General features: G+C 36.2%; 12 protein-coding genes. 6 read left to right on the forward strand and 6 right to left on the reverse strand.

The annotated features are described in order from the left end of the window. Positions 1–117: 117 nt before the first annotated feature. A complete protein-coding gene (locus G7Y57_RS06505) occupies positions 118–681 on the forward strand; it encodes a GNAT family N-acetyltransferase (protein WP_165021395.1) in 564 nt (187 codons plus the stop codon). 75 nt (positions 682–756) lie between these two features. On the opposite strand, the gene rpiB is transcribed toward G7Y57_RS06505, so the two are convergent. From rpiB to G7Y57_RS06520, 3 genes are all read right to left on the reverse strand, one after another. Next, the gene (gene rpiB / locus G7Y57_RS06510) at positions 757–1,215 is read right to left on the reverse strand and encodes a ribose 5-phosphate isomerase B (protein ID WP_165021396.1); all 459 of its coding nucleotides are present in this window, start codon (positions 1,213–1,215) and stop codon (positions 757–759) included. Positions 1,216–1,223: 8 nt separating this feature from the next. Beyond that, positions 1,224–3,251 (reverse strand): transketolase family protein, encoded by a 2,028-nt coding sequence (locus tag G7Y57_RS06515; RefSeq protein ID WP_165021397.1) that lies wholly within the window; start codon positions 3,249–3,251, stop codon positions 1,224–1,226. Between the two features lie 170 nt (positions 3,252–3,421). Then, positions 3,422–4,627 (reverse strand): L-serine ammonia-lyase, encoded by a 1,206-nt coding sequence (locus G7Y57_RS06520; RefSeq protein WP_165021398.1) that lies wholly within the window; start codon positions 4,625–4,627, stop codon positions 3,422–3,424. 577 nt (positions 4,628–5,204) lie between these two features. Between G7Y57_RS06520 and G7Y57_RS06525 the strand changes: the two genes are divergently transcribed. Next, positions 5,205–6,491 carry an MFS transporter gene (locus G7Y57_RS06525; RefSeq protein WP_165021399.1) on the forward strand — a complete coding sequence of 429 codons (1,287 nt, stop codon included), beginning with the start codon at positions 5,205–5,207 and terminating at the stop codon, positions 6,489–6,491. Between the two features lie 482 nt (positions 6,492–6,973). On the opposite strand, the gene G7Y57_RS06530 is transcribed toward G7Y57_RS06525, so the two are convergent. Then, positions 6,974–8,182: an MFS transporter gene (locus tag G7Y57_RS06530; RefSeq protein WP_165021400.1), complete on the reverse strand. Its 1,209-nt coding sequence runs from the start codon at positions 8,180–8,182 to the stop codon at positions 6,974–6,976. A 621-nt stretch (positions 8,183–8,803) separates the two neighbouring features. Beyond that, on the reverse strand, positions 8,804–9,640 hold the full coding sequence (gene prmA / locus G7Y57_RS06535) for a 50S ribosomal protein L11 methyltransferase (RefSeq protein WP_165021401.1): 837 nt from the start codon (positions 9,638–9,640) through the stop codon (positions 8,804–8,806). Between the two features lie 214 nt (positions 9,641–9,854). On the opposite strand from prmA, the gene G7Y57_RS06540 reads away from it, so the two are divergent. Together G7Y57_RS06540 and G7Y57_RS06545 are read left to right on the forward strand one after the other, a co-directional pair. Next, positions 9,855–10,700, forward strand: a complete 846-nt coding sequence (locus tag G7Y57_RS06540) for a hypothetical protein (protein ID WP_165021402.1) — start codon at positions 9,855–9,857, stop codon at positions 10,698–10,700. A gap of 102 nt (positions 10,701–10,802) precedes the next feature. After that, positions 10,803–12,920 carry a Tex family protein gene (locus G7Y57_RS06545; protein ID WP_165021403.1) on the forward strand — a complete coding sequence of 706 codons (2,118 nt, stop codon included), beginning with the start codon at positions 10,803–10,805 and terminating at the stop codon, positions 12,918–12,920. 57 nt (positions 12,921–12,977) lie between these two features. Here G7Y57_RS06545 and G7Y57_RS06550 read toward each other — a convergent pair whose 3' ends face one another. Beyond that, positions 12,978–13,814, reverse strand: coding sequence for an energy transducer TonB (locus G7Y57_RS06550; RefSeq protein WP_165021404.1), 837 nt, complete (start codon positions 13,812–13,814; stop codon positions 12,978–12,980). 327 nt (positions 13,815–14,141) lie between these two features. Here G7Y57_RS06550 and G7Y57_RS06555 point away from each other — a divergent pair, with 327 nt between their 5' ends. Then, positions 14,142–14,885 (forward strand): polyprenol monophosphomannose synthase, encoded by a 744-nt coding sequence (locus G7Y57_RS06555; RefSeq protein WP_185153926.1) that lies wholly within the window; start codon positions 14,142–14,144, stop codon positions 14,883–14,885. Positions 14,886–14,941: 56 nt separating this feature from the next. Then, a complete protein-coding gene (locus tag G7Y57_RS06560; RefSeq protein ID WP_165021406.1) occupies positions 14,942–15,568 on the forward strand; it encodes a fumarylacetoacetate hydrolase family protein in 627 nt (208 codons plus the stop codon). Positions 15,569–15,611 lie beyond the last annotated feature (43 nt).

Here is a 15,611-nt window from a genome sequence, read left to right on the forward strand (position 1 = left end):
TATCTTTTTAAGATATACATAATAGTGTTAAATTATAAAACTAGCAATATGCAAAAGATAACTAAGAAATATTTATATTCGTGTTATATAAAATAACTTTAATCGAAAAATATACTTATGCTTACACATTACGGAACACAAACTATAGAATCAGAAAATCTGATACTTCGGAAGTTTTCATACGATGATAATGAAAATATGTTGGACTATTGGGTTAGCGATCCAAAGATTCAATTCCTTTATTCGGAACCTATTTATACCACTAAAGATGAAGTGAAAATTCTATTAGATAAATACATAGGTTCGTATACCCTTGATGATAAATACAGATGGGCCATTATAGAGAAATCGACGGGAATCTGTATCGGGCAAATAGCTTTTTTCTTAGTAGATAGTAAGAATCACTTCGGAGAGATAGAATATTGTATAGGAAGCAAGTTTCACCGTAAAGGATATGCATCGGAAGCTGTTCGGAATATTATTAATTATGGATTTAGCAAGATTAATTTTCATAAGATACAGGTTTGCCACAAAGAAAAGAATATTGCATCACAAGGTGTAATTATGAAAAACGGATTTCGATATGAAGGTACATTGAGAGATTATTTTTACATAGATGGTGCTTATGTAAGCCGATTGTATTATTCTATGTTGAAGAGTGAATGGGAGGCTGTTAAATAATTATCTGAATATGTCGAAATAAAAAAGAGATGGTTTAATTTAAACCATCTCTTCCTATCTAATAAGTATAATCTCTCATCTTAAAGGTATTTTGTCTATCCGAGCTTGATGTCTGCCTCCTTCGAATGGAATTGTGAAGAAAGTAACAATCATCTCGTAAGCTTCTTGTTCAGAAATCATTCGTCCCGGAAGCGTCAATACGTTAGCATTATTATGCGCTCTGGCCATTTTTGCTACATATGGATTCCAGCATAAAGCGGCACGAACAGCCTGATGTTTATTCAAAGCCATATTTATACCGTTACCTGTTCCACATATAGAAATGCCAAAATCACACTCTCCGTTGTCTATTGCCGCTCCTAACTTATGTGCAAAATCAGGATAATCGCAACTTTCGTTGGTATATGTACCAAAGTCTGTATATCTGATTCCTCTTTCGTCAAAAAGAGTTATAATATATTTCTTCATATCAAACCCTGCATGATCGCTACATAGTCCAATCGACTTTTCGCCTTGTGGAAATAATGCTTCCATATCTATAATTATTTCAAGAGTTTAGTAACCTGTTCGTATACGTTTTGAGCTGTGAACCCAAGTTTTTCGTCTAGTACGGTGTAAGGAGCAGAGTATCCGAATGAGTTTAGACCCCATACACTACCATTGCATCCAACTAATCCTTCCAGAGTAACAGGAAGTCCGGCTGTCAATCCGAATACTTTCTTTCCTGTCGGTATCACAGAGTCCTGATATTCTTTACTTTGTTTACGGAATAATCCTTCTGACGGTACAGATACGATGCGTGTCTTGATTCCGTCAGCGTGTAATAGTTTAGCTCCGTCCACTAATGTAGATACTTCCGAACCTGATGCTAAAAGAATAACATCGTAATTGGCATCATCTTGTACTATATAAGCACCTTTGTCCGATTGAAGAGCTTCTGCATAACGGTTGTCCTTAGCAGGAAGGTCATTTATATTTTGTCTTGAGAAAATAAGGCCTGTTGGAGTAGACTTATTTTCCATTGCCATTTTCCAAGCCACAGTAGCTTCCGATACGTCTGCAGGGCGAAGAACCAGCATAGAGTTATTACCACTATGGTTTTGAAGTTTCTCCATCAGACGGATTTGAGCTTCTTGTTCTACTGGTTCGTGAGTCGGTCCGTCTTCTCCTACGCGGAAAGCATCATGAGTCCACACAAATTTTACAGGTACTTCCATCAATGCAGCCAAGCGAATAGCCGGTTTCATGTAGTCCGAGAATACGAAGAATGTTCCGCAAGCAGCTACCATTCCACCATGCAATGTAATACCTATACATAGGCAAGCCATTGTCAATTCAGATACGCCCGCTTGCAAGAATGCTCCGGTGAAATCGTCTTTTTGTATCGCTTTCGTATATTTAAGGAATCCGTCTGTTTTATCAGAGTTAGATAAATCGGCAGAGGAAACTATCATATTTTCCACTTTTTGAGCTAGTACAGAGAGTACCGTAGCTGAAGCTGCACGTGTTGCTTGATTTGGTTTTTGTTCGATATTTTCCCAATCTATTGTAGGTATATAGCCATCGAACCATTTTTGCATTTTTTCTGCAAGTTCTGGATTAGCTTTGGCCCATACTTCTTTTTGGGTTTTTCTCTCAGCAACTATTTCTTTTAATTCATTGGCACGTTTTGCATATAAATCTTTAGATTCAGGAAATATTGCAAACGGATTTTGAGCATCTCCACCTAAGTTTTCAACTGTCTTGTCGAACGAAGCCCCTGCTGCGCTTAATGGTTGTCCGTGAGTAGATGTTTTTCCTTCGAAACAAGATTTGTCATCTTTCACAGCACCTTTACCCATTATTGTATTTCCTATAATAAGGGTTGGTTTAGATTTCTCTAGTTTAGCTTCAGTGAGTGCAGCTCTGATTTCAGTAGTGTCATTACCTTTAATTGTAATAACTCTCCATCCCCAAGCTGTATATTTAGCGGCTACGTCTTCTTCCGATACCTCTTTGGTCGGGGTTGATAGTTGGATACCGTTTGAGTCGTAGAACATAATAAGGTTATCAAGTCCCAGATGTCCTGCGGTACGACCTGCTCCTTGCGAAATTTCTTCCTGTATACCACCATCAGATATAAAAGTATAGATTGTTTGATCCATAACTTCTCCGAAACGGGCTTTCAGAAATTTAGCGGCGATGGCAGCACCAACAGCAAATGTATGTCCTTGTCCGAGTGGACCTGATGTATTTTCTATTCCACGCATCACGTCGAGTTCGGGATGCCCGTGAGTGCAGCTACCCCATTGACGGAATTGTTTAAGATCTTCTAATGAATATTTGCCTGTCAATGCTAATGTTGCATATAACATTGGAGACATGTGTCCGGGATCGAGGAAAAATCGGTCACGACCTTCCCATTTCGGATTTGATGGATCATATACTAAAAACTCAGAAAACAGTACATTGATGAAATCTGCTCCGCCCATAGCTCCACCGGGATGTCCCGATTTAGCTTTTTCGACCATTGCAGCCGCTAGAATGCGGATATTGTCAGCTGCTTTTTCGACTAATTTTATATCATTCATTATATATGAGAAATTGAGGTCACCGACCTGTTTATTATTTGATTAAGTATAGAACGCAATGTTAAATGTTTTGCTTTACCTACTTGTAGGTGCAAAGTTATAAAATATGCTGTTATAATTAAGTAATTAGTACAGTAAAATACCCGATGTTTTATTTTTCGATCGTTTACTTAATTATCAGATTGATTCATGTATATAGCCAGACCACCTGTCGATGTTTCCTTATAAAGGCTGGGCAAATCGTGTCCTGTCTGCTGCATTGTAAGCACTACTTTGTCGAAACTGACCAAATGTTTACCGTCCGATAGCATGGAGAACGAGCATGAATCGAGTGCACGTACAGCTGCGAAAGCATTCCTTTCTATACATGGAACCTGAACTAAACCGCATACAGGGTCGCAGGTAAGACCAAGGTGATGCTCTAATCCCATTTCTGCTGCATATTCGATTTGTTGGGTAGAACCACCGAACAGTTGTGCTGAGGCTGCTGCTGCCATAGCACAGGCAACACCAATTTCTCCTTGGCAACCAACTTCTGCTCCCGATATAGAGGCATTGAATTTTACTATATTACCAATTAGCCCCGCTGTGGCTAAAGCTCTTATTATTTTTGCATCGCTGATATTACGACCTACTTTAAGATGGTATAATACAGATGGCAGTACACCACACGAGCCACAAGTTGGTGCTGTTACTATCTTTCCTCCTGCTGCATTTTCTTCCGATGTGGCTAGGGCATACGCATATATAAGGGCTCTGCTTTTCATCGAGCCTTCATACCCTCTCGCTTTTGTAAAATAAGTAGAGGCTTTGCGTTGTAGCCCTAAACCACCGGGCAATAACCCCTCGGCTTCCAAACCTTTTTCGATAGCAGCTTTCATTGTATTCCATACCTCCGTTAGGTATTCTGTTATCCCATCTTTGCCTTCTGTATCTTCTACGTATTCCCAAAATGTTTTCCCCGTTTTTTGACACCATTCGAGTATGTCGTCCATCGTTGTCTTATCGTATAGCGAAGTCCTGTTTGCCTTTGTGTTTTCGTCGGCAAGACTACCGCCTCCGATACTATAAATTATCCATTCATCTATTGATTTTCCGTCAACGATTGCTTCAAATTTCATTCCATTAGGGTGAAAAGGAAATACTATTTCGGGTCTCCATACTATCTCTACCTCTTGGGGGGCTAATGTATTTATAATAGCAACATCGGTCATATGGCCTTTTCCGGTAGCCCCCAAGCTTCCATATAGAGTAACCCGAAAGGATTGTGCTTCTGGATTTTTTTCTTTAAATGTCAAAGCAGCTTTTTGCGGCCCCATTGTGTGGCTGCTGGAAGGACCGTATCCCATATTGTAAAGATGACGAATAGATTCCATTTAGAATTTGGTGTTTAATTGATAGTTTTTGGCAAAATTGTTACAGGAAAAGCGATAATGCTTTAATCTGTAAAAATAATTGTTGAAAATATTATTAGCAAACTTACCTGTTTTTAACTATTTGGACAATGATATTTGGGAATAAATTATGGCTGTAATTGCGACTTATACTTTGTTTTGTTAATTTAAAACATGTTAAGAATCTATTATTTAGGTCGCTTTATATGCTAAATGCTTTTTAACGCATTGTTATTGACTTTAAAAAGATAGAAATTATGCATATAAAAAGAAATAAGCAATACGTATTATTTTATATGTTATAGAACACGTTTTTTATTAGTCGGAGGTCGAAAGAGATTTTTAATTTTACATTGTTTTTAGAAGAACAATCTTCGCTTAACCATTACGACCATGAATCAAAGGATACCTTAGTTTTAGTATCCGGCAGGAAATCAAGGGGTAATTGGATTTTCTTATAATTCAATTACTTCTTGGTTTTGTGCTGAACTAGTGAATTTAAAATGTGTAAATTATAAAATATTGTTGAACTAAACTAATTAACTAATATTAAAATATTATGACTTCGACTCAAGAACAGAAAAAGAATTATTTATTGCCTATCGCAATGATGATAGCTCTTTTCGCTATGATCTCCTTTGTAACGGGATTGCAAAACCCGATGGGGATAATCGTGAAAAATCAGTTTGGCGCATCAAACTTTATGTCGCAACTAGGAAACTTTGCGAATTTTATTGCTTATGCCTTTATGGGAATTCCCGCTGGTTTGTTGCTGCAACGAATTGGTTATAAGAAAACAGCTTTATTAGCTGTTGCAGTAGGTTTTGCCGGTGTTGGTATTCAATATATCTCAGGCCAGGCAGAAAGTTTTGTAGTTTACCTTACAGGTGCATTTGTTTGTGGATTTTCTATGTGTATGCTTAATGCAGTAGTGAATCCGATGTTGAATACACTTGGTGGTGGTGGAAACAAAGGAAATCAATTAATACAAGTTGGAGGTTCACTTAATTCATTAAGTGCAACAATCGTTCCGGTACTAGTTGGTTACTTAATTGGTAATGCTGCACAAGCATCGATAAAAGATGCTAATCCTGCATTATTTATAGCTATGGGTATATTTGCATTGGCATTTATAGTTCTGTTCTTTATGGAGATTCCAGAACCTCATATGATAAAAGAGAAAGCTGCAGTAAAAGACAATCATAGTGCTCTTTCGTTTCGTCATTTTATCTTAGGCGCTGTTGCTATATTTGTATATGTAGGTGTTGAGGTTGGTATTCCTAATATCGCTAATCTGTTTATGACTTCTACTCCTGAGTCGGGAGGTTTAGGTATCGATACTACTATCGCAGGAACTGTGGTAGGTACATATTGGTTCTTAATGCTTATCGGTCGTTTGGTTGGAGCGTCTGTTGGTGCGAAGATATCAAGTAAAGCGATGCTTATCTGTGCTGCAGTGCTAGGTTTGATATTTGTTACCTTAGCAATGTTTATGCCGGTAGAAACTAAAGTAAGTATGCCAGTATTCCAGTCTGATATTTCTTTTGGATTGGCTGAAGTGCCTATTGGTATTATGTTCCTTGTTTTGTGTGGACTATGTACGTCTGTAATGTGGGGTGGTATCTTTAATCTGGCTGTAGAAGGTTTAGGTAAATATACGGCTGCTGCTTCGGGATTCTTTATGGTAATGGTTTGCGGTGGAGGTATACTTCCTCTTGTTCAAGGAGCTGTTGCCGATTCAACTACTTATATGACTAGTTATTGGGTAGTGTTTGCAGGTCTTGCATATATGGTATATTATGCATTGATCGGATGTAAAAATGTAAACAAAGATATTCCGGTATAATCTGAGAATACTATAATTAAAATAGAAAGCCTGCTAGTGAAAACTTGCAGGCTTTTGTTTTTTTATGAGATAAGTCTTGTAAAAAGAAAACTCTTAGCCATTTTAGTAAATCAAGGAACCTATATTGGTTAATATGGGTTCGGCATAAGAACTAGACATGAAAACTATTTTTCGAGGCACGAAAGTGCAGTACAGTAGTACCCAAAGAGAACTGTAATACTCGTATCTGGTATTCATTTTCTGTCGCTGTCATCCCGATACAAAGTGAGATATATAAATATTCCCTCGTTTTAAAGCAAAGATCCCTCACTTTGTATCGGGATGGCGTTTCTGACAATTCTACCAATTATTGCTTCTTTCCTTATATCTAACTCATGCTAGCTATCAAAAGGGCGATGAATGGGTTGAATGGATTTTATATAAATAATATGGCTCGGTAGATTAATCTACCGAGCCATATTATATGTTTTCTTTATGATTTATTATTTCAAAGCCTTATTGAATGTTGCTATACCAACGATGCAAGCCCCAAAGAGACCAATCACAAGGTAGGCAACTTCCATTCCTATATGTTGCGATATATAGCCGACTAAAAGTGGTGCGACTAGCGGTCCTACAAAGCTGATACTGGACATAATAGTTAAAGCCAGGCCTACAGGAGTCTTTGCTTTTTCACCTACAATACTGTAGATAGTCGGAACAATACACGAAATTCCCAGACCAATAAGCATAAATCCGAACGAATTGATGATCACTTTTATTAGTACTGTATCGGATAGATTGATGAAAAGAGATGATATTACGAACCCAACAAAAATTAAACCTCCTGCTATCTGCAAAACAGTTTTCTTTTTCCAGATACGATACGCAGCATTGGTTAGCAATCGTCCCGAGAACATCATGATCATAAATACAAGGAAACCTATTTGTAGTGACTCAGGAGCTTTTATAACTGATTGGAAATATACATCACTCCATTCGAACATTGTGTTCTCTACAATCAAAGCCAGAAGCCAAACGAACCCCAGCGATATAAGTATAGCTTCGGGCAGTTTCGCTCTTTTCAGTGTTTTAAGTCCTTGCGGTTCGACTTCTTTCGCCTTATTTTCTCCTTTATGTTCTTGCAAACACTTGTAATTTATCAATATCATAACACTCGCAATAACTGCAATGGCCGAGAAGTGAGCTAAGGTATCTATTTTGAGATTGATCATTGCATATCCGATAACTGCGCCAACGCAAGCTGCTAAACTCCATCCCGCATGAAAGGTGGCTATAATATTTTTCCCATAAATTCGCTCTACCTCAATTGCTTGGGTGTTGAGAGATATATCGGTCATATTCCAAAATGTACCAAAAAGTAGCAGTACCACTCCTAATATATATATGTTGGTTATAACGCCTACTATAAATAGGGATAGTGTGAATCCTAAAATACTTATCAGAACTGTTCTTTTACTGCCTATACGTGGCAATAGAAATCCGACAAGCGGTATTGCTATAAACTTACCAACAGGAATGAGAAACATTAGTAGTCCGAAGTAGATGAAATTATCAGCACTAAAGTGATTTTTAATGTCGGGTAGCCGACTTGCCCAGCTGGCAAAACATAGTCCTTGAGCAAGGAAAAAAGACAGGACGGCGATGCGAATGCGCATTTTGCTATGAGTCAATTGTGAATCTAAAGCCATTATTGGATATGTAAAAATTATAAATTAAAACTGCGCAAAGATAAAAAGACTTTATTTGATAATTTCGTATTTCTGTAAAAGTTACGAAAAAAAATGGCCGAATTATCTGAATAAGTGAATAGTGACAAAATGATCAATTTGTTCGTCCTTCTTTATTGTGTAATTTTTGTGTGAGGATGATCGTTTTTTATAATTTAAGATTAAATTAACCGTTAACTATTTCTTCATTTTAAATTTTATTTAACTATTGACAATGTCTAATTTAGTGGCTATGGAAGCCTGTTTGTGGATGTTTGGATATGAAAATAATTTAATATATAAAGTGAAAGTCTTATCAGTTAGTCGTTTGTGTTTTTTTATATTGAAAAATAAAATTGAAAAATACTCCATTTTATCATACTATCATTTTAGAAGCATATTTCTTTAAATGATGAAATATTTCTAAAAATATGTTTTATAATATGTTATTATATTTGGTATATGTAGCTAAATGGCTGATCTTTGTGTCGAATAACTAAACAATCTTTATTTTACCTTAGACCTAATACCTAAATTAACCACTTTACTTACACATAAAGGGAAGCTTTTTAAAGAAAGTTTCCCTTTATGCATTTATAGATATTACTTTGTGAATTTAACGGCTGTCCAATTTTCTTTTTCTACATTGTAATTGAACGATAGTCCATGTTTTTCGCATTCGGCTTTTATAGCCGGAATATCTTCAGTGTAAAATCCGCTCATATACAGACAACCTCCTTCATTTAGTACCGAAGCATATGTGTTTATGTCATTAAGTAATATATTACGATTGATATTTGCTAAAATAATATCATAAGTGTCTTTTCCTAACAGTTCAGCACCACCGATTTCTACTTTTACATTTTCGATATTGTTCAGTTTGAGATTTTCCATAGCATTGTCATATGCCCATTTATCGATATCGATAGCTGTAATTGTATTTGCACCTCGCATCGAGGCAAGTATCGCAAGTATCGCTGTTCCGCATCCCATGTCAAGAATCGATTTTCCTGTAAAATCATTTTTTAATATTTCCCTGATCATCAATTCTGTAGTTTGATGGTGCCCAGTTCCAAATGCCATTTTGGGATCTATTAATATATTGTATTCATACGTTTCTGCTACATTATGAAATGTGCTTTGTATAATACACTTATTGTCAATAATAAGCGGTTTGAAATAGTTTTTCTCCCATTCTTCATTCCAGTCTTGACCTTCGATACTTTTATATGAATAGATTATTTCAGCATCAATAGGCAGATCGTTTAAAATAGCTTGTATTTGATCAGCATCGAATAAGCTTTCTTGTATATAAGCGATTGTGCCTTCTTCACTTTCAACGAAACTTTCAAATCCTATTTCAGCCAGATAAACAGATAAAACGCTGTTTACTATTTCGTCATTGGGTGTACATTTAAACTTTACTTCAATATAGTTCATCGGATTAAATTTTTATTTGCAACAAAAGTACACTATTATTTATATATATCAGTAATAGAAAAACTTTTGAAATAATATTAAAACGGTTAATTTACTAGGGTTTATCTTGAGGTCAGAAATATTAAAAAAAGTTTCTTACTTTATTTTTAGAATAATCTTTAGTAACTTGCACCCGTATTTTGATTTAATGTTCTTTGTAACAAAAAATAACAGCATGAAACTTTATATTACGTTCATTATTGCTCTCATATTCTCTTTATCTCTTTCGGCACAAGACAATAACTCTCAACAGATTGTTAAAGAGTATGTTAGGTCGGGAAAAGTATCTCTATCCTCTAAGAAAAGTATAAGAAGAAGTGTTCTTGACGAACCATTTCATAAACTTGGAATGTCTTTTGGTATATCATCTCTTGGTTTTAATATAGAAGCAGCAACTCCTATTAATGAAAAATTTAAGGCACGTGCAGGTTTTAGCTTTATGCCTCCGATCGTGCAGGTGAATAAACAAATAGAGGTGAAAGATCAGGTTTTAGCTAATCGTATAGTAGGTGGTTATTATCCTGATTACAAAGTGGGATTCAAACCTAGTTTTTTTAATTTTCATATGTTGGTCGATTATTATCCCCACGAAACAGTTCCTTTTCATGTAACAGGAGGTTTGTATTTCGGAACAAATAATATAAAGGCGTCAGGAGAATTAATTAATCCTGAAACAGGGGAAAAATCGGTGTTGAGACCGGGGCAAGAATGGCCTACACTGAATGTTGAAGGATATGCTTTAAATATCGAAAATGGTAATCTGGATGCCACTATTCAAATGGGAGGACTTGTTAAACCTTATTTAGGTATAGGTTATGGTCATGTTATAGCAAAAAACAAACTTGGATTTAATTTTGATCTTGGAGTTTTATATCAAGGTAGTTATAAAATTAAGCAAGATGGAAAAGCAGCAGTCTCATATAAAGACTACGAAAGTTCGGCTATTAATATAGATAAGTACACAAGTAAAGTAAAGGTGTGGCCTATGATAAACTTTCAATTAACTTATAGAGTTTTCTAATGTATACGCATAATAATATAAATAGAGTGGCTGAATGACTAATTCAGCCATTTTTGTTTTCTATTTTAATGTATCTTTGTATCAAAATAGAATTTCATACCTATGATCATTACCAAATTAATAGCATCAGCTCTGGATATAAAAGAAACTCAGATTAATAAAACAATAGAGTTGTTAGTATCTGGTGCTACGATTCCTTTTATCAGCCGTTACAGAAAAGAAGTAACCGGAGGATTAGACGAGGTTCAGATTGGAGCAATCAAAGAGCAGTACGATAAATTGAATGAATTACAGAAGCGTAAGGAAACAATTTTAAAGACAATTGAGGAACAAGAAAAGCTAACTCCCGAATTACAATCTCGGATACAGGATTGCTGGAATACTTCCGAATTGGAGGATATATATTTACCATATAAGCCGAAACGTCAAACTCGGGCGGAAATTGCACGTAAAAAAGGACTTGAAGGATTAGCGAAGCAAATAATGGCACAGCAAAATATAGATGTTGAGTCTAAAGCATTAAGCTATGTGAAAGGGGATGTGCAAAACCCTGAAGAAGCTATTACCGGAGGTTGTGATATTATAGCCGAGTGGATAAATGAAGATGAATATGCGCGTAATGCAATTCGTAATCTATTTCAGCGAGAAGCGGTAATTACCGCTAAACTCGTAAAAGGGAAAGAGAACGAAGGTGATAAATACCGCGATTATTTCGATTTTTCAGAACGTTTGAGCAAATGCTCTTCTCATAGGCTTTTGGCTATACGTAGAGGTGAGTCGGAAGGTTTCTTACGTGTAAATATAGGTCCTGAAGAAGATGTTGCTGTCGAGCGTTTGGAAAAACGTTTTATAAAGGGAGATAATGAAGCAGCCGATTATGTCGCAGTAGCAGTGAAAGATGCTTATAAACGTTTGCTGAAACCATCTATTGAGACAGAATTTGGCGCTCTGTCTAAAGACAAGGCTGATGAAGAAGCTATCCGTGTTTTTATAGAAAATCTGCGTCAATTATTACTTGCAGCACCATTAGGGCAGAAGCGGGTATTGGGTATAGATCCCGGTTATCGTACAGGTTGTAAACTGGTATGTCTCGATGCAGAGGGCAATTTATTGCATAACGAAACTATTTATCCGCATCCACCTCAAAACGAATCTTTCAAAGCAGGAAATAAAATTGTCAAGATGGTGACGACATACAATATTGATGCAATAGCCATTGGTAATGGGACAGCTAGCCGCGAAACAGAACGATTTATTACGAATCTACGTTATGAGAAAGCAGTGCAGGTATTTGTTGTGAGCGAAAATGGGGCATCGATATATTCAGCTTCGAAAATAGCACGGGATGAATTTCCTAATTATGATGTTACTGTCAGAGGTGCTGTTTCTATCGGTCGTCGTTTGATGGATCCTTTGGCGGAACTGGTGAAGATTGATCCCAAATCGATAGGGGTAGGCCAATATCAGCATGATGTGGATCAAACAAAATTGAAGAAATCGTTAGATTTGACAGTTGAGAGTTGTGTAAATCTTGTTGGTGTGAATGTTAATACTGCAAGTAAACATTTGCTTACTTATGTTTCGGGATTAGGACCAACTTTGGCTCAGAATATTGTTGATTACCGAGCTGAAAACGGAGCCTTCGCTTCCCGTAAAGAACTATTGAAAGTTCCTCGCATGGGAGAGAAAGCATTCGAGCAATGTGCCGGTTTTTTGCGTATCTCCGATAGTGTAAATCCATTAGATAATTCGGCTGTGCATCCCGAAAGTTATCATGTGGTGGAAACAATGGCAAAAGATTTGAAATGTAGTGTGAAAGAATTAATTGATAAAAAGGAATTAAAGAAGTCACTGCAATTAGAAAAATATATATCTGATATAATTGGCTTACCTACTCTCAATGATATAATTGAGGAACTTGATAAACCGGGTAGAGATCCACGTCAGGCAATAAAGGTTTTCGAGTTCGACCCTAATATAAGAACTATTGCTGATCTAAGAGAAGGCATGACGCTTCCGGGAATAGTTACCAATGTCACTAATTTCGGATGTTTCGTAGATGTTGGTATAAAAGAAAATGGATTAGTTCATATATCAGAATTGGCAGATAAGTTTGTATCCGATCCGGCAGAAATAGTATCATTGCATCAGCATGTCGAAGTACGTGTCTTATCTGTAGATCTGGAACGGAAAAGAGTACAGTTGACAATGAAGAAATAATAAAGAGAGCCAAATTCAAAAATGAATTTGGCTCTCACGCTATTAGAGTAGTTCAGGTCAGTTTCTCAATTGGAAGGTAATAGGTAAAGTGAAATAAACTTGTACCGGGTTCCCGTTTTGTTTGCCGGCGATCCATCGAGGCATACTCTTCACTACACGAACAGCTTCTTTATCGCACGAAGGGTCAAATCCTCTCAATACTGTAACATCGCTGATTTCGCCATTCTTGCCAACTACAAAGCGAATGATAACTTTCCCTTGGGTGTTGGTTTCTTGTGCTATAACCGGATATTTAAGCGTTTGATTAATATATTTGTACATCTCGTTTGCTCCTCCGGGAAATTGTGGCATAATCTCAGCGAAATCAATAGGCCCACCGGTATTAACCTCCGGCTTTTCCGTAATAGCTCTGCGCGAAGCTTCTTCCAGTTTGGCAACAGCATTTCTATCTACAAGATCGCCTTCGTTATCAAATGCAGCGATAACCCCTTTTGATTTAGTGATTTCTTCCATAGACTTCAATGAATTTTCATCAGTTACCAAGTTATCTTCTACAATAACAGGAGGAGTTACTTTCATTGTCGCTAATTCTTTAGGAGGTTCCGGTATTGCCATATCCGGAATAACCGGGTCGACAGGCGCTTTTGTATCAACTTCTATTAATGTATATGTGTCTTTTACTCCTTCGCCGGGAGTAGCTGTTGCAGCCTTAACACTGCTTATCAGTGACGGTAAAAATGCCACAAAAGCCACAATAAGTAAGGTGATACCAAATGCTATTATATGTCTTTTAGTTGAGGTTTGACGCATTGCGTAGGCTCCATATGATTTATTCTTTCCTTCGAAAACGATATCACACCATTCAGATGAGTTAAGATTGATAGAATTTTTCATGACTGTAAGTTTTATTTGTTAAACAATTTGTATCTTTTACTTACTAGATACATCTGGATGTTTAATTCCATAAATCGAGCTACGTTTTTTTTAGTAATAATTGGAGAAGCTATATATTAGGCCATAATTGTCTTCATTTTAAGAAGAAATTTGAACTGTATTTTGCAATGAAAGATATTCTAAAGTGTCTGATAATAGGATTCTATGAAATTTGTGAAGTTTGATCGTTATTAAATGCGAAAATAAGTCAGTTCCTCTTTTACTTTTCATTTTTTAGGCATTATTTTTTATTTTTCAGCGTATAATATGCTACATTTGAGCAAAAATATAAAGATGTCAGATTCGCTAGTTATTATACCTACATACAACGAGAAGGAAAATATAGAAGCTATTATTAATGCAGTTTTTAAGTTGCCCCGTGTGTTTGATATCTTAATTATCGATGATGGCTCACCCGATGGTACGGCTGCAATAGTAAAACAACTTCAGTCTGATTATTCTGATAAACTCTTTCTTATAGAACGTTCCGGAAAATTGGGCTTGGGTACAGCCTATATTACCGGATTCAAATGGGCATTAGATCATAATTATGATTATGTATTCGAAATGGATGCCGATTTTTCGCATAACCCTGATGATTTACCCCGGCTTTATGATACATGTGCAATAGATGGAGCTGATATGGCAATCGGTTCGAGATATAGTACAGGCGTTAATGTTGTAAACTGGCCTATGGGACGTGTTTTGATGTCATATTTTGCTTCAAAGTATGTTTGGGTCATTACAGGAATGAAAATTTGTGATGCTACAGCCGGATTTGTATGCTACAAGAGGAATGTACTCGAAACAATTGATTTAGATAATATTCGCTTTAAAGGTTATGCCTTTCAGGTCGAAATGAAATATACGGCTTATTGCTTAGACTTCAATGTGAAAGAAGTTTCTATCGTATTTGTTAACAGGGTTTTCGGTGTTTCGAAAATGAATTCAGGAATATTCAGAGAGGGTGTTTTTGGTGTAATAGGTATGAGGTTTAGACAATTGTTCGGTGGTATAAAGAAAAAGAAATAAAATTTGTATCTTTGTGATTATTTTTGTTAATAGACTACTATAAATAGAAGTTAAGCATGAAGATTATCTGTGTCGGATTAAACTATCAATCACATAATAAAGAAATGAATAGGGCATTATCGAGCAAAGACGATGATCCCGTACTTTTCATGAAACCCGATACAGCTTTATTATCAAACGATAAGAATCAATTTTTCATTCCGGATTTCTCTTCCGATGTTCATTACGAAACCGAATTAGTAGTGAAAATAAATAAATTGGGGAAGAATATTTCTGAACGTTTTGCTCATCGATATTACAATGAAATTACACTTGGTATTGATTTCACGGCACGTGATATACAGGCTGAGTTGAAGAAGAGAAGCTTGCCATGGGAGATATCGAAAGGATTTGATAACTCTGCTGTGGTAGGAGTATTTGTTGCTAAAGATAAATTTGAAAAAGAAATAGACAATCTCAATTTTCAGCTTATAAAAAATGATCTGGTTGTACAGTCGGCTAATACATCGGAAATGATCCATTCTGTAGACAAAATAATCGCTTATGCCAGCCGTTTTTTTACACTAAAGACAGGAGATCTTATATTCACAGGTACCCCTGCCGGTGTAGGGAAAGTTAATATAGGAGATCGATTGCAAGGTTGTTTGGAAGATTGCGAACTATTTGACTTGCAAATTTGTTAGTATATTATACTAATGTTAAATATTTGTTAGGAAATAATAAATA

This window comes from Dysgonomonas sp. ZJ279, assembly GCF_011039205.1.
Classification (GTDB): domain Bacteria; phylum Bacteroidota; class Bacteroidia; order Bacteroidales; family Dysgonomonadaceae; genus Dysgonomonas.

Bases quoted from the DNA above. Each gene is read 5' to 3' on its own strand.
- G7Y57_RS06505 (WP_165021395.1), top strand. From the start codon at position 118: ATGCTTACACATTACGGAACACAAACTATAGAATCAGAAAATCTGATA.
- rpiB (WP_165021396.1), bottom strand. From the start codon at position 1,215: ATGGAAGCATTATTTCCACAAGGCGAAAAGTCGATTGGACTATGTAGC.
- G7Y57_RS06515 (WP_165021397.1), bottom strand. From the start codon at position 3,251: ATGAATGATATAAAATTAGTCGAAAAAGCAGCTGACAATATCCGCATT.
- G7Y57_RS06520 (WP_165021398.1), bottom strand. From the start codon at position 4,627: ATGGAATCTATTCGTCATCTTTACAATATGGGATACGGTCCTTCCAGC.
- G7Y57_RS06525 (WP_165021399.1), top strand. From the start codon at position 5,205: ATGACTTCGACTCAAGAACAGAAAAAGAATTATTTATTGCCTATCGCA.
- G7Y57_RS06530 (WP_165021400.1), bottom strand. From the start codon at position 8,182: ATGGCTTTAGATTCACAATTGACTCATAGCAAAATGCGCATTCGCATC.
- prmA (WP_165021401.1), bottom strand. From the start codon at position 9,640: ATGAACTATATTGAAGTAAAGTTTAAATGTACACCCAATGACGAAATA.
- G7Y57_RS06540 (WP_165021402.1), top strand. From the start codon at position 9,855: ATGAAACTTTATATTACGTTCATTATTGCTCTCATATTCTCTTTATCT.
- G7Y57_RS06545 (WP_165021403.1), top strand. From the start codon at position 10,803: ATGATCATTACCAAATTAATAGCATCAGCTCTGGATATAAAAGAAACT.
- G7Y57_RS06550 (WP_165021404.1), bottom strand. From the start codon at position 13,814: ATGAAAAATTCTATCAATCTTAACTCATCTGAATGGTGTGATATCGTT.
- G7Y57_RS06560 (WP_165021406.1), top strand. From the start codon at position 14,942: ATGAAGATTATCTGTGTCGGATTAAACTATCAATCACATAATAAAGAA.